Annotated in this window: 12 protein-coding genes; 5 read left to right on the top strand and 7 right to left on the bottom strand. The window is 74.7% G+C overall.

All coding sequences use genetic code 11. The features are described 5' to 3' along the window. Positions 1–3 precede the first annotated feature (3 nt). The 5 genes from ACFVVL_RS00130 to ACFVVL_RS00150 are packed head-to-tail and all read left to right on the top strand — an operon-like array spanning position 4 to position 11,668. The gene (locus tag ACFVVL_RS00130) at positions 4–6,072 is read left to right on the top strand and encodes an acyltransferase domain-containing protein (protein ID WP_387670090.1); all 6,069 of its coding nucleotides are present in this window, start codon (positions 4–6) and stop codon (positions 6,070–6,072) included. Further along, on the top strand, positions 6,069–7,898 hold the full coding sequence (locus ACFVVL_RS00135) for an amino acid adenylation domain-containing protein (RefSeq protein WP_387670093.1): 1,830 nt from the start codon (positions 6,069–6,071) through the stop codon (positions 7,896–7,898). Before ACFVVL_RS00130 ends, ACFVVL_RS00135 begins: the two co-directional genes overlap by 4 nt. Before the next feature lie 37 nt (positions 7,899–7,935). Continuing rightward, positions 7,936–9,720, top strand: coding sequence for a beta-ketoacyl synthase N-terminal-like domain-containing protein (locus tag ACFVVL_RS00140; RefSeq protein WP_387670096.1), 1,785 nt, complete (start codon positions 7,936–7,938; stop codon positions 9,718–9,720). After that, positions 9,717–10,976, top strand: a complete 1,260-nt coding sequence (locus ACFVVL_RS00145) for a cytochrome P450 (protein WP_387670099.1) — start codon at positions 9,717–9,719, stop codon at positions 10,974–10,976. The genes ACFVVL_RS00140 and ACFVVL_RS00145 overlap by 4 nt, the downstream gene beginning before the upstream one ends. Then, positions 10,973–11,668, top strand: a complete 696-nt coding sequence (locus ACFVVL_RS00150) for a formyltransferase family protein (protein ID WP_380290320.1) — start codon at positions 10,973–10,975, stop codon at positions 11,666–11,668. Before ACFVVL_RS00145 ends, ACFVVL_RS00150 begins: the two co-directional genes overlap by 4 nt. An 83-nt stretch (positions 11,669–11,751) precedes the next feature. On the opposite strand, the gene ACFVVL_RS00155 is transcribed toward ACFVVL_RS00150, so the two are convergent. The 7 genes from ACFVVL_RS00155 to hypA all read right to left on the bottom strand — a co-directional run bounded on the left by ACFVVL_RS00155 (position 11,752) and on the right by hypA (position 18,754). Further along, a complete protein-coding gene (locus tag ACFVVL_RS00155) occupies positions 11,752–12,573 on the bottom strand; it encodes a lipase family protein (RefSeq protein ID WP_387670103.1) in 822 nt (273 codons plus the stop codon). Positions 12,574–12,773: 200 nt separating this feature from the next. Continuing rightward, positions 12,774–13,847, bottom strand: coding sequence for a hydrogenase expression/formation protein HypE (gene hypE / locus ACFVVL_RS00160; RefSeq protein WP_387670106.1), 1,074 nt, complete (start codon positions 13,845–13,847; stop codon positions 12,774–12,776). Beyond that, positions 13,840–14,964, bottom strand: coding sequence for a hydrogenase formation protein HypD (gene hypD / locus ACFVVL_RS00165; RefSeq protein ID WP_387670109.1), 1,125 nt, complete (start codon positions 14,962–14,964; stop codon positions 13,840–13,842). Before hypD ends, hypE begins: the two co-directional genes overlap by 8 nt. Then, a complete protein-coding gene (locus tag ACFVVL_RS00170; protein WP_380290313.1) occupies positions 14,961–15,251 on the bottom strand; it encodes a HypC/HybG/HupF family hydrogenase formation chaperone in 291 nt (96 codons plus the stop codon). Before ACFVVL_RS00170 ends, hypD begins: the two co-directional genes overlap by 4 nt. Positions 15,252–15,264: 13 nt before the next feature. Beyond that, positions 15,265–17,559 (bottom strand): carbamoyltransferase HypF, encoded by a 2,295-nt coding sequence (gene hypF / locus ACFVVL_RS00175; protein WP_387670112.1) that lies wholly within the window; start codon positions 17,557–17,559, stop codon positions 15,265–15,267. Then, positions 17,556–18,362 (bottom strand): hydrogenase nickel incorporation protein HypB, encoded by an 807-nt coding sequence (gene hypB / locus ACFVVL_RS00180; protein WP_387670115.1) that lies wholly within the window; start codon positions 18,360–18,362, stop codon positions 17,556–17,558. The genes hypF and hypB overlap by 4 nt, the downstream gene beginning before the upstream one ends. 5 nt (positions 18,363–18,367) lie before the next feature. Continuing rightward, complete coding sequence (gene hypA / locus ACFVVL_RS00185) at positions 18,368–18,754, bottom strand: hydrogenase maturation nickel metallochaperone HypA (protein WP_387670117.1); 387 nt, start codon at positions 18,752–18,754, stop codon at positions 18,368–18,370. Positions 18,755–18,816: the final 62 nt, after the last annotated feature.

Consider the following 18,816-nt stretch of genomic DNA (forward strand, 5'->3'; position numbering starts at 1 on the left):
ACCATGCCCCAGGAACACGCAGCGCGAGACCTGTCCACCGTGACGGACTTCCTGGTGTCCCGTTTTGCCGAAATTTTGGACCTCTCCCCGTCCTCGGTGGACCGCCGGGCGCCCATGCACCGCTACGGGCTGGACTCACTGAGGTCGGTGAGCCTCGCGGCCGCGCTCTCCGCCTTCATCGGTTGGCAGGTACCTGCCACATGGATGTGGCAGTACCCGACCGTCGACGGTCTGGCCCGGGCCCTCGTCGACGGACCGCAGGCCGCCGCCCGGGCCCCGGGCACCGACCGCGGCGAGCGCCGGCCGTCCCCGCACGAGCCCGTCGCGGTCGTGGGCATCGGCTGCCGGTTCCCCGGCGGACCGGACCCCTCCGCCTTCTGGCGGCTGCTCACCGAGGGCGGCGACGCCGTCGGACCGGTCCCGGCCGCACGGCGCGAGCTGCTGAACGACCGGGTGCGCTGGGGCGGCTTCATCGACGGCATCGACCGCTTCGACCCGCTGTTCTTCGGCATCTCACCCCGCGAAGCCGTCCAGATGGACCCCCAGCAACGGCTGGTCCTGGAACTCTGCTGGGAGGCGCTGGAGGACGCGGGAATCCCGCCGCTGAGCCTGGTCGGCAGCGACACCGGCGTGTTCATGGCCTCCTGTTGGGGCGACTACGCCGCGCTGGCCCACTACCGCGGGCCGGACGCGCAGATCACCCCGCACACCGCGACCGGCATGCATGACGGCATCATCGCCAACCGGGTCTCCTACCTGCTCGGCCTCCAGGGCCCGAGCATGGCCATCGACGCCGCCTGCGCCGGCTCGCTGGTCTCGGTGCACGTCGGCTGCCAGTCGATCCAGCTCGGCGAGAGCGACCTGGTGCTGGCCGGCGGCGTCAACCTGAGTTTCGTCTCCGACTACTACACCGCCATGGACCAGATGGGCGCGCTCGCCCCGGACGGCCGCTGCAAGTCCTTCGACGCCCGCGCCGACGGCTACGTCCGCGGCGAGGGCGCCGGCGTGGTCGTGCTCGCCCCGCTGAGCGTGGCCCTGGAGCGCGACCTGCCGGTGTACTGCCTGATCAAGGGCAGCTCCTCGAACAACGACGGCCCGAGCAACGGCATGACGGCGCCGAACCCGCAGGCGCAGGAGAAGATGCTGCGCACCGCCTACCGGCGGGCCGGCATCGACCCGCACCTCGTGGACTACATCGAGTGCCACGGCTCCGCGACGCCCCTCGGCGACCCGATCGAGGCCAACGCCATCGGCGCGGTGCTGGGCGGCACCGACCGCGCGGAACCGCTGCGGCTGGGCTCCGTCAAGTCCAACGTGGGCCACCTGGAGGCCGCCGCCGGCATCGTCGGCCTGGTCAAACTCGCGCTGTCGATGCGCAACGGCGTGCTGCCGCCGAGCCTGCACTACAGCGCGCCCAACCCGCAGATCATGTTCGACGCCCACAACCTCACCGTCCAGGACCGGCTGACGCCGTGGCCGCGCCGCTCCGACGCCCGCCGCGGCGGCGTCAGTTCCTTCGGCTTCGGCGGCGCGATCTGTCACGTGGCCGTCGAGGAACTGCCCCGCCCCGAGAGCTCGCTGCTCCTGCTGGCCGCCGACTCCCGGGAGGAGCTGGCCGAACGGGCCCTGGCGCTGCGCGACGGGACCGACCTGCGGGCGCTGTGCCGCCGCACCCCCGGCGACGGCGCGTTCCGGCTGGCGGCCACCGCCCGCGACATGGCCGAGCTCAGGAGCAAGCTCGACGCCTTCGCCGCCGGTGGGGCGACCGCCGGGCTGAGCGTCGGCGAGTCCACCGGGCGCGGCCCCCGGGTGGCGTTCCTGTTCTCCGGCAACGGCTCCCAGTGGGCCGGCATGGGCCGGCAACTGCTCGCCGGGCTGCCGGTGTTCCGGCGCTCCATGATGGCGTCCGACCGGCGGATGCGGGAGCTGCTGGGCTTCTCGATCGTCGAGCAGCTGCTCTCCCCCGAGGGCCGCCTCGACGACATGGACGTCTTCCAGCCGCTGCTGTTCTCGATGCAGGTCGCACTCGCCGAGGCCTGGCGCGCGCTGGGCGTGGAGCCGGACGTCGTGGTCGGGCAGAGCGTCGGCGAGTTCGCCGCCGCCCACGTCGCGGGCGCGCTCGACTTCGACGACGCCTCCCGGCTGGCCGCCCACCACGGGCGACTGCTCCAGCAGTTGGCCGTGGGGCGCGGCGAGGGCATCGTGGTGATGACCTCCGCGGCCCGGGTCGAGCCGTACCTGAGTGGCCGGCTCACCGTCTCCGGCCGCAACGGGCTGGGCTCCACCCTGGTCACCGGCACCCCGGAGGAGATCGACGCGCTCGTGGCGCGGCTGACCGACGAGGGTGTCACCAGCCACCGGGTGCGGATGGGCCACGCCCCGCACTCCCCGCTGGTCGACCAGGTGCTCGCGCCGCTGCGGGCCGCGCTCGACGGCATCCGGCCGCGCACCGCCCGGGTCCCGATGATCTCGTCGGTCACCGGTGAGCGGGTCGACGGCGCGGAACTCGGGCCGGACTACTGGGCGGACAACCTGCGCCGGGAGATCCGGATGGTCGACGCCCTGACCGGGCTGCGCGACCACGACGTCGACGCGGTGGTCGAGATCAGCCCGCACCCCGTCCTGCTCAAGTCGGCGGCGGAGCTGCTGACCGCGGCCACCCTGCCCTCGCTGCGGCGCGGCGCCGACGAGGCCGACGTGCTGCTCGGCTCGCTCGGCGCCCTGTACGCCGCCGGACTGCCCGTCGCCGCCCACCCGTTCCTGGCGGGCGACCGGGGGCGGCACGTCGCACCGGGCCACGGCGACGCCGTGCCCGACGGGCAGGTGCACCTCGTCACCGTCTCGGCCCGGACGGCGGGCGCGCTGAGCGACACCTGCCGCGAGCTGTCCAACCACGTCGAACGCGACCCCGGGCTGCGGGTCCGCGACCTCGCCTACACGCTCGCCGCCCGGCGCAGCCACCACGGCCACCGGGTCGCCCTGTTCGCCCGCGACCGGCAGGACGTCCTGGACGGCCTCGCCCGGGTCGCCGCCGGGCAGCCGCACCCCGACGTCGTCGCGGGCACGGTCTCCGGCAGCGCCGACCGCCGGGTGGCGCTGGTGTTCTCGGGCGGCGGCACCCAGTGGGTCGGCATGGGCCGTGAACTCCTGCGCTCGCACGCCGGTTTCCGCGGCTGGATGCACGCCTGCGACGCCGCCGTGCGGGCGGCCGGCGGCCCCGCGGTGCTCGACCGGCTCGCCGCCCCGGCCGAGGAGGCGGGGTACGAGGAGATGGACGTCCAGCAGCCGGTGCTGTTCGCCCTCCAGGTGTCGCTGGCGAAGGTCTGGCTCTCGCTCGGCATCGAACCGGCCGCCGTGGTCGGGCACAGCCTGGGCGAGGTCGCGGCCGCCTGCGTGGCCGGTGCGCTGTCGCTGGAGGACGCCGCCCGCGTGGTGGTGACCCGTTCGCGGCTGCTCCAGCACCTGGCCGCCGAGGGTGCCATGATCTCGGTGGACCTGCCGGAGGCGGAGCTGCGGCCGTGGCTCGCCCGCCACGCCGCGCACGCGGCCGTCGCCGTGGTCAACAGCCCCACCAGCGCGGCGGTCTCCGGTTCGCCCGGGGCCGTCGACGCGCTGGAGGCCGAGCTGCGGGCGGCCGGGGTCTCGGTCCGGCGGATCCGGGTGGAACGGCCGGTGCACAGCCCCGGCATGGATCCGCTGATCCAGCCGCTGCGCGCGGGCATCGAGGGCATCGCCCCGCTGCCGCCCGGCATCGACTTCCACTCCACGGCGCTGGCCGGCGCGGTGAACCCGGTCGCCGACGAGGACTACTGGGTGCAGAACCTGCGCAACCAGGTCCGCTTCGCCGCGACGATCGGCGCGCTGGTCGACCGGGGGGTCGGCACCTTCATCGAGATCGGCCCGCACGAGACGCTGCGCGGCGCGGTCGAGGAGATCGCGCTCACCCGCGGCGCCCCGGTGCACGCGGTCAACTCGCTGCGGCGCGGCGAGAGCGACGTCCGCTGCCTCCTCGGCGCCGCTGCCTCGCTGTACGTCCGGGGCGTGCCGCTGGCCTTCGACGCGCTGTTCGCCGACGACGTCGAGCTGGTGGAGACCCCGCTCGTCCAGTGGCAGAAGGAGCGCTACTGGATCGACACCGAGCCCCGTCCCGTGGCCGCGCCCGCGCCGGCCCCGGCCGTCGCGGCCGTGACGGTGGCCGCGGCGGCGGAGTCGGCGGCGGAGTCGGCCGCTCCCGCGCCGACGGCGCAGCGGCGCCCCGTGGAGGAGGTGGTGCTCGCCGAACTCGCCGACGCGCTGGGCGTACCGGTCGCACGGTTCGAGGCCGACGCCGCGCTGCGGGACTTCGGTCTGGACTCCATGCTGGCGATCCGGCTGGTCAACCGGATGCAGTCGGTGCTCGGGCACCGGGTGTCGCCGGTGGTGTTCCTGGACGGCCGGAGCATCGCCGAGGTGGTCGCCCACTTCACCGGGCTCACCACCGGGGCACCGCCCGCGCCCGCGCCCGCCCCGGCCCCCGCCGCCGTCCCCACCCCCTCCCTCACCCCGGGCCCGGTCCCGGTCCCCGTCCTGCGGAACGAGCCCGTCCCGGACCGGAGCTTCCTCGACGAGCTGTCCGAACTGGACGCCGAGGAGCTGGTGGAGGAGCTCGACGCGCGCGGGCTGCTGGAAGCCACCGACGCCCCGGCCCTGGAGCAGCTGCGCGCCGAGGGTTCCGGGCTCCTGCTCGCCCCGGCCTCGCACGGCCAGGCCTCGCTCTGGTTCATGCAGATGGTCGCGCCGGACGCCGTGCCCTACAACTTCATGGTGACCGCCCGGATCCGCGCCGCGGTCGACGAGAAGGTCCTCGAACACGCGGTCCGCGCCGTCATGGACCGCCACCCCTCCCTGCGCACGCTGTTCGTGGAGGCGGGCGGCCGCCCGTACCAGGTGGTGCTGGACGAGCCGGTGTACGAGTTCACCGTGGTCGACGGCTCCGCCCTGGACCCGGAGGAGGCCCGCGAGGAACTCGCCCGCCGCGGCCACGAACCGCTCGACCTGGACAACGGGCCACTGGTGCGGATCGTCCTCCTGACCCGGGAACCGGCCGACCACTACCTGCTGGTGCTCGTCCACCACATCGCCTCGGACGCGGCCTCGGCCGAGGTGATGATCCGCGAGATCCAGGAGTTCTACCAGGGCGCCGACCCGGCCGGGCTCGAACCCGCCGCCCCCTACACCGAGTTCGTCACCCGCGAGCGGGATTGGCTGGCGGGTCCGGCGGCCGGGGCGGCGCTGGACTGGTGGTCCCGGCAGCTGGAGGACCCGCCCGCCCGGCTCGACCTGTCCGACAAGGAGCGGCCGCCCGGCGTCACCTACGAGGGCCGCGACCTCGCGTTCCGCTGGAGCGCCGAGGAGACCCGTCTGCTGCGGGAGTTCGCGGTGCGCGAGGGCGTGTCGGTCAGCACGGTGGTGCTGGCCGGGTTCTTCGCCACGCTCAACCGCGCGGTCGGCACCGAGGACGCGGTGCTGGCCACCGCGATCGCCCAGCGCTCCGAGCCCGGCTGGGAGTCCGCCGTCGGCTACTACCTCAACACCGTGCTGGTCCGGGCGAACCCGGCCCCCGACCGCAGCTTCCGGGTGCTGCTGGGCGAGGTGCACGCCTTCTCGCTCGGCCTCCTGGAACACATGGACTACCCGCTCGACCTGCTGGCCTCCCAGCTGAAGCCGCCGCGCGCCGAGGGCCGTTCGCCGTGGTTCGACGTGGTGGTGAACTGGCTGTCCTCGGACGCCTTCCCCCGCGCCGTCAAGCTCTTCCACGGCGTCGGCGACACCCTGTCGCCGGACGGCGCGCTGCCGCTCGAACCGCTCCAGGTGCGCCGTCACCTCGCCAAGTTCGACCTGGAGATCTCGATGGCCGACATCGACGGCCGGGTGGCCGGCCACGTCCAGTTCAAACCGAGCTACCTGGAACGGCACACCGTCACCGCGCTGCTCGCACTCTTCCGCACGGTGCTCTTCGACTCGATCGCCCACCCCGACCTGGCCCTCGGCGCCGTGGCGCCGGCCGGCCTCCCCGAGGAGACGGACCAATGACCGAGACCCTGCACTCCGAGTTCCTCGCCCAAGCGGTCAAGAACCCCGACGCGACCGCCGTCTGCTCCGACGCCGGCGTCCTGACGTACGGCGAACTGAACGAGCGCTCCCGGCTGCTGGCCGAGCGGCTGACCGCCGTCGGCGCGGGCCCCGGCGTGCCGGTCGGCATCTGCGTCGAGCGCACCCCCGACCTGCTGGTCGCCGTCCTGGCGACCCTGCGCACCGGGTCCTGCTACCTGCCGCTGGACCCGAACTACCCCGCCGACCGGCTGGGCTTCATGGTCGGCGACAGCGGGACCGGGCTGCTGCTGACCACGCCCGCCTCCCGCGCCGCCTGCCCGCCGGGGCCGACCGTGGTGGTGCTGGGCGACACCGTGACCGTCGAGCCCGGCGCCGAGCCCGCCGCGGTCGTGCCCGAGGACACCGCGTACATCATCTACACCTCCGGCTCCACCGGCCGGCCCAAGGGCGTGGCCGTGCACCACGGCGGCTGCGTGGCGATGCTCTCCGAGATGGACCGCGCCCTGGAGGGCTGCGACCTGAGCGGCGTGGCGGCGGCGAGCTCGGTGTGCTTCGACATGTCCGTGATGGAGATCTTCAACGCGCTCTGCCGCGGCGGCACCGTGGTGCTCGTCGAGAGCGCCGTGCACCTGGCGGAGAGCCGGTACGCCGACCGGATCACCCATCTGAACGTCGTGCCGTCGGTGATGAACGGCCTGCTGGACGCCGGGGCGCTGCCGCCGAACGTGCGCTCCGTCGTGTTCGGCGGCGAGGCGCTGCGCCGCAAGCTGGTGGACCGGACCTACCGCGAGACCACCGCCGAGCGGGTGTACAACGCCTACGGCCCCACCGAGGGCACCGTGTTCTGCTCCTTCGGCCCGGTGCCCGAGGGCGGGACCGAGGAGCCGACGATCGGCCCGCCGACGACCGCCGACCGGATCCACGTGCTGGACGGCGACCTGAAGCCGGTCCCGGCCGGGGAGCCCGGCGAGCTCTTCCTCGGCGGCCCCAAGGTGGCGCACGGCTACGTCAACCGGCCGCAGACCACGGCCGAGCGCTTCCTGCCGGACCCGTTCGCCGGCGGTGACGCGCGGATGTACCGCACCGGCGACCTGGTCGCGTTCACCCCCTCCGGCGAGCTGCGCTTCCTCGGCCGCACCGACCACCAGGTCAAACTGCGCGGCTACCGCATCGAGCTGGAGGAGGTCGAGGCCCGGCTGACCGCCTGCCCCGAGGTGCGGGAGGCGGCCGCCGCCGTCCGGGGCAACCGGCTGCTCGGCTACGTGGTGCCCGCGGGCGAGGGCGCCGCGCCGGACGGCCCGCGGCTGGACGCCGCGCTCCAGGGCGCCGTCACCGGGCGGCTCGCCGCCGAACTGCCCGACTACATGGTGCCCGCGACGCTGGTGTTCCTTCCGGCCCTGCCGCTGGGGCCGGGCGGGAAGCTCGACCGTGCCGCACTGCCCGAGCCGCCGGCCGCCGGCACCGGCGCCCCGCTGACGGCCGCGAGCACGCCGACCGAGGTGGCCCTGGCGGAGATCTGGGGCCAGCTGCTCGACCTCGACCCCTCGGGCATCGACGTCCAGTCCGCCTTCTACGACCTGGGCGGCGACTCGCTGCTGCTGGTCCGCCTCGCCCGGCTGATGACCCGGCGCTTCGAGCGGCGCGTGCGGGTGCCCGACCTCTTCAGCTTCCGCGACATCGCCTCCCTCGCCCGCTGGCTCGACGACGAGAGCGGCGAAGCCCCCGAGGTGGTCCGGTCCGCCCGTGCTCGTGCCACCGCCCGCCGTGCCGCGCTGCGCGGGCGCGGTGGCGCCACCGGCCGCTGAGCCACCCTTCCCTCGACGACGAAGCAGGAGCCTTCCCATGACCGACAGCCCCGAGCAGGAGTACGACCCGGGCGACGTGGCCGTGATCGGTATGTCCCTGCGGGCGCCCGGAGCCCGCACCAAGGAGCAGTTCTGGGACAACCTGGTCCACGGCCGGGAGTCCATCAGCTTCCTGGCCAAGGACGACATCCATGTCGACGAGACGCTGATCCACAGCCCGTTCTACGTCCGGGCCTGCGGCGTGCTCGACACCTACGACCAGTTCGACCCCTCGGTGTTCGGCATCAGCGACCGGATGGCCGCCGCGATGACCCCGGAGAACCGGCTCTTCCTGGAGAGCGCCTGGGAGACGTTGGAGGACGGCGGCTACGACCCCGACCGGCTGAAGGCCGAGGTCGGCATGTACGGCGCCAACAACCCGCAGACCGCCGCGCTCTACAGCTCCCCGCCGGACCGGGTGTCGGTCGGCCCCGAGGCGATCGAGGCCAGCCTGGCGTGGTCGCCGGACACCATGACCTCCAACGCGCTGTACTACATGGGGCTGACCGGTGAGGCCGTCACCGTCGCCGCCGTCTGCGCGGGCTTCCACTACGCGGTGCACCTGGCCTGCCAGTCGCTGCTGCTCGGCCAGACCGACCTGGCGATCGCCGGCGGCGCGATGGTCCGGCTGCCGCACCCCCGCGGCCACCTGTGGGAGGAGAACCGCATCCTGTCGAAGGACGGTCACTGCCGCCCGTTCGACGCCAACGGCACCGGCACCGCGCTGTCCAGCGGTGTGGTCACCGTGCTGCTGAAGCCGCTGGGCCGGGCCGTCGCCGACCGCGACCACATCTACGCCGTGGTCAAGGGATCGGCCGTCAACAACAACGGGGTCAGCGCGATGGCCTACGGCCTGGCGCAGCCCGAGCGGCTGAGCGCCTGCATCGCGAGCGCCATGGAGGTCGGCGGCGTCACCCCGGACACCGTGTCCATGTACGAGGCGAACGGGCTCGGCATGCCGGTCACCGACGAACTGGAGGTGCACGCGGCGAGCATGGCGTTCGGCAAGCAGACCGCCACCACCTCGATCGGCGGGGTCAAGGGCAACGTGGGCCACGGCGGCGTGGTGTCGGGCGGCTTCGGCGCGATCAAGGCCGCGCTGTCGCTGTACCACCGGACGCTGCCGGCGACGATCAACCTGACCGAGGTCAACCCCGACCTCGACCTGCCGGGCACCCCGTTCGTGCCGCAGCTCGAAGGGGCCGGCTGGGAGCCGGAGGCCGGCGTCCGCCGCGCCGGGATCACCTCGATCGGGGGCGGCGGCTACAACGCCCACCTGCTGCTGGAGGAGGCGCCGGCCACTGCCGCGCGGGCGCCCGAGGAGACGGGCCGGCCGCGGCTGGCCACCCTCTCCGCCCTGGACGACGAGGCGCTGGCCCGTCAGCGCGAGCGGCTCCGGGCGTGGCTGGAGGCCGACCCCGGGCTCCGGCTGGACGACGTCTGCTTCAGCCTCAACCTCGGCCGCAAGGTGATGGCCCGGCGGTGGGCGGCGGTGGTCCGCAGCCGCGCGGAGCTGCTCGCGGCGCTGTCCGGCGACGCCGGCGGGCCGGCCGCCGTCAGCACCGCCGACGCCCCGCAGCCGGGCCCCGACGACTTCACCCGCACGGAGCGGGGCATCGTGCCCTCCGGTCCCCACGCGCGGGCGCTGTCCGAGCTGGCCGCCGCCTGGGTGGGCGGCCGGCAGGTGGACTTCGAGGCCCTGCACCGCGGGGAGGCCAGCCACCGGGTGCCGCTGCCCACCTACCCGTTCCGGCCCCGCCGCTTCTGGCGGACGGACTGGTGACCGTGACCACCCCGGCACCGGACACGGTGGACCTGGGCGACCCGGCCACCTTCGCCGACCACGACCTCACCGGCTTCTGGCGCACCCTGCGCGACACCGCCCCGCTGCACTGGAACCCGCCGGCCGACGGGCGGCCCGGATTCTGGGTGCTCTCGCGCCACGAGGACATCATGAACGCCTACCGGGACAACGTGAACCTCACGTCCCAGCGCGGCAATGTGCTCGTCACCCTGCTGGAGGGCGGTGACGCCGGCGCCGGCCGGATGCTGGCCGTCACCGACGGACCCCGGCACCTGGAGCTGCGCAAGATCCTCCAGCGGGTGCTGTCCCCGCGGGTGCTCGACGAGGTCGCACTGACCGTGCGGGCCAACACCCGGCGGTGGATCCGCGAGGCCGTGGAGTCGGGCGGCTGCGACTTCGCGGAGCGGATCGCGAGCCGGATCCCGATGACCACGATCTCGAACCTGCTCGGCGTGCCCGAGCAGGACCGGGAGTACCTGCTCGGCCTGACCAGGACCGCGCTCTCGGCCGAGGACGAGTCCGTCGACGAGCTCGACTCCGAGATGGCCCGCAACGAGATCCTGATGTACTTCATGGACGTCGTCGAGGAACGGCGCGAGAACCCGGGCGACGACGTGATCAGCATGCTGATCGACAGCGCCGTCGACGGCGTGCCGCTGTCCGACGAGGACGTCGTGCTCAACTGCTACAGCCTGATCATCGGCGGCGACGAGACCAGCCGGCTGACGATGATCGACTGCGTCCGCACCCTCGCCGCCCGGCCGGACCAGTGGCAGCGGCTCAAGCGCGGCGAGGTCGCCGTCGGGACCGCCGTCGAGGAGGTGCTGCGCTGGGCCTCGCCCACGATGCACTTCGGGCGCAGCGTCGAGCGGGAGACCGAACTGCACGGCGTGCGGCTGCGCCCGGGCGAGATCCTGACGCTCTGGCACGCCTCCGGCAACCGGGACGAGCGGGTCTTCGCCCGGCCCGGGGTGTTCGACCTCGGCCGCACCCCCAACAAGCACCTGGCCTTCGGCTACGGCCCGCACTTCTGCGTCGGCTCGTACCTGGCGAAGGTGGAGATCGCCGAACTGCTCACGGCGCTGCGGGACTTCACCACCGGCTTCGAGCAGAACGGCGAGGCCCTGCCGATCCGGTCCAACTTCCTGACCGGGTTCTCCACCATGCCGGTGCTGTTCCACCCCGACCACTCCGGACTGAAGGCACCCGACCCGCGACCGCAGGAGGACCGGTGAACATCTACATCTCGGGACAGGGGGCGTTCGCGGTGCAGGTCGCGGAGGCCCTGTTGGACAAGGGGCACAAGATCACCGGGGCGGCCGCACCCCGGCTGCGCAAGGGGAGGTCCGACGAGGGCGACGCGATGTGCTGGGACCGCCTGCGCTCCTGGGCCTACCACCGGGACATCCCGTGGACGGACTCCGCCGAACTGCGGGCGCGGCACGTCCCGGACGGCGTGGACGTCATCATCGCCGCGCACTCGCACGCCTTCCTCGGCCGTCAGACCCGCGCCCGGGCCGGCATCGCGACGATCGGCTACCACCCCAGTCTGCTGCCGCTGCACCGCGGCCGGGACGCGATCCGGTGGACGATCCGCGACGGCGACAAGGTGACCGGCGGGAGCGTCTACCACCTCACCGAGCGCACCGACGCCGGCCCGCTCGCCGCCCAGGAGCACCTGTTCGTGCCCCCGGGCTCGACCGCGCAGAGCCTGTGGCGCGACCAGCTGGCACCGCTCGGGGTGCGCCTGCTGCTCCGGGTGGTCTCCGACCTCGCCGCCGGCCGGCACATCGAGGTCCCCCAGGACGAGAAGCTGGCGACCTGGGAGCCCGCGATGGGCGCTCCCCCGCTGTTCAAGCCCGAACTCATCGCGCTGCCCGGCTCGGTGAAGGTCGACAGCAGCGCGTGGGCGCTCCACGAGCGGTAGGCGGAACCCGGCGCACGGCGGGGCCCGGTGCCTCCGCCGTGCGCCGGGACGTCGGGCGCCGGGCGCCGGGCGCTGCGGCGCGGTCAGGCGAGGGCCTTCTCCAGGGCGGCGAGGTAGTTGCGCATCAGGTGGTCGCGGATGCCCTCGCCGTCCGGGGAGAACGCGGCGGCGCCCAGCCCCTTGGCGCGGTCGGCCAGGCCGCCCACCAGTCCGGTCCGCTCGCGCAGCCGGCCCGCCGAGTCGATGTGGTGCAGCGTCTCCACATGGGTGAAGGCGGGCTCCGGGGGCAGCTGCGGCACGATGTCGTTGGCGTGGACGAAGCGGTGGGTGCGGCCCTGGAGGCCCTGGTCGTAGGCGGCGGCCAGCAGGCGGTCGCAGGTGCGGGGCTGGCCGAAGGTGTAGACGCCGTCGGCCCGCAGCCGGGGGTCCTCCAGGCTCAGCCGGGCGGCGGTGAGCATCGCGAGCGCCCCGCCGAGGCTGTGCCCGGTGAACCAGACGCTCTGCCCGTCGGTGCGCAGTTCGGCGAGGGTCTTGGCGACGTCGGGGAAGACGGATTCGAGGGCCTCGGCGAAGCCGTAGTGGACGAAGCCGGTGCGGGCGGGACCGGGCCAGGGCGGCGTGGTGCTGTCGGTGAGCCAGTCGCGGATCTGCGCGGGCTCGGTGCCGCGGAACGCGGTGACGATCATGTGCTCGCCGGCCATCGTGAAGGCCTGGGTGTCCTGGAGCGGGAACGGCGGGGTGAAGCGGGTGCGGTGGTGGCGCACGGTGTCGAAGCCCCAGGCGCGGGCCTGCGCCTCGATGGTGGCCTCGTCCTGGTAGGCGAGCTCGGCGGCCTTCGCCAGGTTGTAGGCCAGCGGGAGGCCGAAGCCGGTGGCGCGCTGGTCGAAGGTGGTGGGTACGGCCACGGTGGGACGCTCCTGTCGGGTCGGCGGGCGGGACGACGGGGCCACGGCGGACCGCGCCCGCGCCCCGTCCCGGGCAAGCGGTCCGCGACGGCCCGGTGACCACCAGTGACGCTACCCCGGCGGGAGTTCGTGGGCGACCGGACGGGCGGGGCCCCGGCGCGGGAGGTTCCACCGCACCGGGGCCCCGCTCGCGCCGGGAGCTAGCAGATCCTCGGCAGCTGCTCGCCCATCGGCAGGTCCACCACCCGGGTGCCGCCGAACGCCGTCCGGGCGACGACCGTGCCGGGGTGGTCGGCCACACACGCGCCGATCACCGCCGCGCCCGTGCCCCGGGGGTGCGCCCGCATGGCGGCGAGCACCGCGTCCGCCTCCTCGCGCGGCACGAAGGCGACCAGCTTGCCCTCGTTGGCGACGTACATCGGGTCGAGGCCCAGCACGGCGCAGGCGTTGGCCACTTCGGGCGGCACCGGGACGGCCCGCTCGTTCACCACCACGCCCACGCCGGCCGCCGTCGCGATCTCGTTGAGGGCCGCGCCCAGCCCGCCCCGGGTGGGGTCGCGCAGCGCGTGGAGGTCCGGGGTGACGGCGAGCATCGCCCCGACCAGGCCGCCGAGCGCGGCGCAGTCGCTCTCGACCGTGACCCCGAACTCCAGGCCCTCGCGTACGCTCATGATCGCGACGCCGTGCAGCCCGATGTCCCCGCTGACGATCACCACGTCGCCCGGCACCGCCCGCTGCGGCGCGATGCGCACGCCCTCCGGGACGAGCCCGATGCCGGCGGTGTTCAGGTAGACGCCGTCGCCGCGGCCCGCCTCCACCACCTTGGTGTCGCCGGTGACCACCTCCACCCCGGCCGCCCGGGCGGCGGCGCCGAGGGCCTTCGCCACGCGGTCCACCACGGCCATCTCCACCCCCTCCTCCAGGATGAAGCCGCAGGACAGGTAGGCGGGCCGCGCCCCGCTCATCGCGAGGTCGTTGACCGTGCCGTTGACGGCGAGGTCGCCGATGCTGCCGCCGGGGAAGAACAGCGGCCGCACCACGTAGGAGTCGGTGGAGAACGCGAGGCGGGCGCCGCCGAGTTCCAGCACGGCGGAGTCCGCGAGGCCGGCCAGGGTCCGGTTGCCGTAGGCCGGGGCGAACAGGCCCGCCACCAGTTCGGCGGACATCGCCCCGCCTCCTCCGTGCCCCATCACCACCCGGGGGTGGTCGCGCAGCGGCAGCGGACAGCTCCAGCCGGAGAGGTCCGGTCCGGTCAGGGTCACGGTGTCAGCCAACGGGGCTCGCCTCCCGGGGGACGCCCGGCGTGCCGAGCCGCCGGTAGAGGTAGTACGCGGCGCAGGCGCCCTCGCTGGACACCATGGTGGCGCCCAGCGGGGTGCGCGGGGTGCAGACGGTGCCGAACGCCTCGCACCGGTCGGGCTTGAGCAGCCCCTGGAGCACCTCGCCGCTGCGGCAGGCCGCGGGCTCGCGGGTGGTGATCCCCGTGACGTCGAAGCGGTGCTCGGCGTCGTGGTCACGGTAGCGCGGCGAGAGCCGCCAGCCGCTGCCCGGGATGACCCCGATCCCCCGCCAGGCCCGGTCGGTCACCTCGAAGACGTCCGCCAGCATCGCCCGGGCCGCCGGGTTGCCCTCCGGCCGGACGGCCCGCGGGTACGCGTTGTCGACGGTGTGCTCGCCGCGCTCCAACTGCCGTACGGTGCGCCGGATCCCCTCCAGGATGTCCAGCGGTTCGAAGCCGGTGACCACGATCGGCACCCGATGGCGCTCGGCCAGCTCCGGGTACTCCTCGACACCCATCACGCTGCACACGTGCCCGGCCGCGAGGAAGGCCTGCACCCGGCAGTCCGGCGCCTTCATGATGGCCTCGACGGCCGGGGGCACCCGGACGTGCGAGACCAGCATGCTGAAGTTGCGCACGCCCTGCTTCCTGGCCTGGTGGACGGCCATCGCGTTGGGCGGCGCGGTGGTCTCGAAGCCGATGCCGAAGAACACCACCTCGCGGTCCGGGTTCTCCCGGGCGATCCGCAGCGCGTCCAGCGGCGAGTAGACCACCCGGACGTCACCGCCCTCGCCGCGGACCCGGAACAGGTCGCGGTCGGTGCCCGGCACCCGCAGCATGTCGCCGAAGGAGCAGAAGATCACCCCGGGCCGGGAGGCGATCGCCAGCGCCCGGTCGATCACCTCCAGCGGGGTCACACAGACCGGACAGCCCGGCCCGTGGATCAACTCGACACCCTCGGGCAGCAGTTGGTCGATCCCGTGCCGAATGATGCTGTGCGTCTGCCCGCCACACACCTCCATCAGCGCCCACGGCCTGGTCACCGCGGCCCGGATGTCGGCGAGCAGCCCGCCCGCCAGCTCCGGGTTCTGGAACTCCTCCAGGTACCTCAACTCCGCTCCTCCGTTCCGGCCGGCCCGGCCGCCGCCTCCCACGGGTCCCCGAACTCCTCCTGCAACAGCCCGAGTTCGGCGAACAGGTCGAGGGTCCGCCGGGCCGACTCCTCGTCCAGCCGCTGCAGGGCGAACCCCACGTGCACGATGGCGTACTCACCCACCGCCAGATCGGGGAGGTACTCCAGGCAGACATCCTTGACGACGCCGCCGAAGTCGACGACCGCCATCCGCGTGCCGTCCCGCTCCGCGATCTCCATCACCCTGCCGGGCACCGCCAGACACATCCGCCCTCTCCTCTCAACCGGCGCCCGGGCCGCCGGCCCGGGCGGCCACCATCAGCTGGCCGAGCGCCAGTCCGCCGTCATTGGGGGGCACCCGGCGGTGGCGCAGCACGGTGAAGCCGTCGGCCCGCAGGCCGCGCCCGCAGTCGGCGGAGAGCAGCGCGTTGGCGAACACCCCGCCGCTCAGCGCGACCGTCTCCAGTCCGCAGCGCTCGCGGGCGGCCCGGCACAACGCGCGGACGAGGCCGGCCACCGCGGCGTGGAAGCGGGCGGCGACCAGGCCGGCCGGCGCGCCGGCGGCGAGGTCGGCGACCACTCCCGCCAGCACCGGTCCGGGGTCGCCGACCAGGACGCCGTCCTCCGGGCGCAGCGCGAAGGCGTAGCCGTCGGCCGGGCCGTGCTGCAGCGCCGCCGCCTCCAGTTCGACCGCCGCCTGCGCCTCGTAGCCGGCCAGCTGGCAGACCCCGGCCAGCGAGGAGACCGCGTCGAACAGCCGGCCCATGCTGGAGGTCGGCACGCAGTTCAGCGAGCGGGTCAACTGCCGCTCCAGTAGCGCGCGTTCGCCGTCAGGGCAGGCCCGGACGGCGGGCAGCGAGGCGGTCCAGGGCAGACCGGCGGCCCACAGATGGGCGAGCGCCATCCGGTAGGGGCGGCGCACCGCCGCGTCGCCGCCGGGCAGCGGCACGTACCCGAGGTGCCCGAACCGCCGGAAGCCGTCGTAGTCGGCGAGCAGCACCTCGCCGCCCCAGACCGCGCCGTCGTCGCCGTAGCCGGTGCCGTCGAAGGCGACGCCGATGACCGGGCGGCGGCCGTCGAGACCGTGCTCCGCCATGACCGAGGCGATGTGCGCGTGGTGGTGCTGCACCGTCCGCGGCTGCGCCGTCGGGTGGGTGCGCCGGGCGTGCCGGGCGGAGCGGTAGCCGGGGTGGCGGTCCACCACCAGCACCTCGGGCCGCACGGCGGTGACGGCCGCCAGCTGCGCCACCGCGCGGTCGAAGGCGCCGAGGGTGGCGAGGTCGTCCATGTCGCCGATGTGCCCGGACAGCCAGGCGTAGCCGCCGTCCGCCAGCGCGAAGGTGTTCTTGACGTCCCCGCCGGCCGCCAGCGCGGGCCGGACCGGCACGGGCAGCGGCAGCGGCAGCGGCGCGTGGCCGCGCGAGCGCCGCAGCGGCAGTTGCTCCCCGTCGACGACCCGGACCACCGAGTCCTCGCAGGGGACGTGGATGGCCCGGTCGTGCGTCAGCCAGGCGTCGACCAGCGGGGCGAGCCGGGCGAGGGCCTCGGCGTCGTCGGTCACGATGGGCTCGCCGGACAGGTTGGCGCTGGTCATCACCAGCAGCCCGGGGCCGGGCGGGGCGAGCAGCAGGTGGTGCAGCGGGGTGTACGGCAGCATCACCCCGAGGTCGGGGCTGCCGGGTGCCACCGCGTCGAGCCCGTCCGCGGCCGGGCCCGGGCGGCGCAGCAGCACGATCGGCCGGGCCGGGCCGGTGAGCAGTTCCTCCTCGACCGGGCCGAGCCGGACGAGCGCGGCGAGCTCCGTGAGGTCGCGGGCCATCAGCGCGAAGGGCTTGGCGCCGCGGCGCTTGCGCCGGCGCAGCCGGGTGACGCTCGGCGCGTTGCGGGCGTCGCACGCCAGGTGGTAGCCGCCGAGGCCCTTGACGGCGAGGACCGCTCCCTCGCGCAGCAGCCGGCGGGCCCCGTCGAGGGCGGCCTCGCGCTCGACGGCGGGCCGGCCGGGGACGGTGAGGGCGAGCCGGGGCCCGCAGGCGTGGCAGCAGAGCGGCTGGGCGTGGAAGCGCCGGTCGGCGGGGTCGGTGTACTCCCGGGTGCAGTCCGGGCAGAGCGGGAAGCCGGCCATGGTGGTGTTGGCGCGGTCGTAGGGCAGCCCGGTGACGATGGTGTGGCGCGGTCCGCAGTTGGTGCAGCTGATGAACGGGTGGCGGTGGCGGCGGTCGGCCGGGTCGGCGAGTTCGGCGAGGCAGTCGGCGCAGGTGGCGGTGTCCGGCGGCACCAGGGTCCGGCGCGGGCCGCCGTCGCGGGACGGCGTGATGGCGAAGCCGCGGGCGCCGGTGGGGGTGAGCGGCGCGTGCTCCACGGCGGCGACCAGGGCGAGCGGCGGCGCGTCCCCGGCGATCCGGCGGCAGAACGCCTCGACCGCCTCCGGCCCGCCCTCGACCTCGGCCAGTACGCCCTCGCCGGTGTTGGTGACGGTGCCGGCGAGGCCCAGCTCGGTGGCGAGGGCGAAGACGAAGGGCCGGAAGCCGACGCCCTGGACGACCCCGCTGACGGCCACCCGGCGCCGTACCGTCACGACCGCTCCGCCGCCGCGCCCGCGTGCGTGGGCCCGTGCCCGTGCTCGTGCTCGTGCCCGTGGGAGTGGGCGTGGGAGTGGCCGTGCGTGTGCCCGTGCCCGTGCCCGTGCTGCGGCGCGCCCGCCATCACCGGCCGGTGGACCGGCGCGCCGTCCAGCACCGCGCAGGCCCGCTCCAGCAGCGTCCCCGCCCCCTGCCCGGTGCGGGCCGAGGTGCGGACCACCTCCACCCCCGGGTTGACCCGGGCGACGGCGGCCAGGAACGCGGCCTCGTCGAACTCCACCGCCGCCGCGAGGTCGGCCTTGGTCACCAGCACCAGGTTGGCCAGGCCGAAGGCGGTCGGGTACTTGAGCGGCTTGTCCTCCCCCTCGGTGACCGAGGCGAGCACCACCCGCAGCGACTCGCCGAGGTCGTAGGAGGCCGGGCAGACCAGGTTGCCGACGTTCTCCACGAACAGCAGCCTGGTGTCCCGCGGCAGCCAGCCGGCCAGCTGCGCGGTGAGCATCTCGGTCTCCAGGTGGCACAGCCCGTCGGTGAGCACCTGCTTCACCGGCACGCCCGAACGGGCCAGCCGCAGCGCGTCGTTCTCCGTCGCGAGGTCGGCGGTGAGCGCCGCGACCGCGATCCCGCGCTCGCGGGCCAGCGCGAGTTCGGCCTCCAGCAGTGCCGTCTTCCCGCTGCCCGGGCTGGAGAGCAGGTTCACCACGACGGTGCCCCGGGCGAGCAGCCGGGCGCGCAGTTCACGGGCGCCCTCGTCGTTGCGGGCGAGGACCGCCTGCCGGAGTTCCACCGTGCGACACATGGGTTTCAGCCTTCCTGTCCGGCGCCGGTACCGGCGCCCGGCGGGCGTGCGGCCCACTCCACGCCGAGGATCTGCAGTTCGCGGCCCGCCAGCAGTTCGACCCGGCCGCCGGCGCAGTGCGGGCAGCCCAGGTCGGGCGGCATGCCGACGGCCCACTCGGCCGCGCACGGCACGCACCTGGCCCGCCCCGCCACCGCCTCGGTCTCCAGCACGGCGCCCGCCACCAGCGTTCCGGCGCAGGCCAGTTCGAAGCAGAAGCCGAGGGCCGCGGGCACCACCCCGGCCAGTTCGCCGATCTGCAGGCTCACCCGCGCGACCGCCCGGGCCCCGTGCCGGCGCGCCGCGGCGTCCACCTGTTCGACGACGGCCGTCGCGATCGACATCTCGTGCATGGGCCCCGTTCCCGGCTGGGAGGCAACAGGCCCCATTACAGGCCGCGGCGGCGGCAGCGGCC

The organism is Kitasatospora sp. NPDC058115 (assembly GCF_042884635.1).
In the GTDB taxonomy this organism is placed as follows: domain Bacteria; phylum Actinomycetota; class Actinomycetes; order Streptomycetales; family Streptomycetaceae; genus Kitasatospora.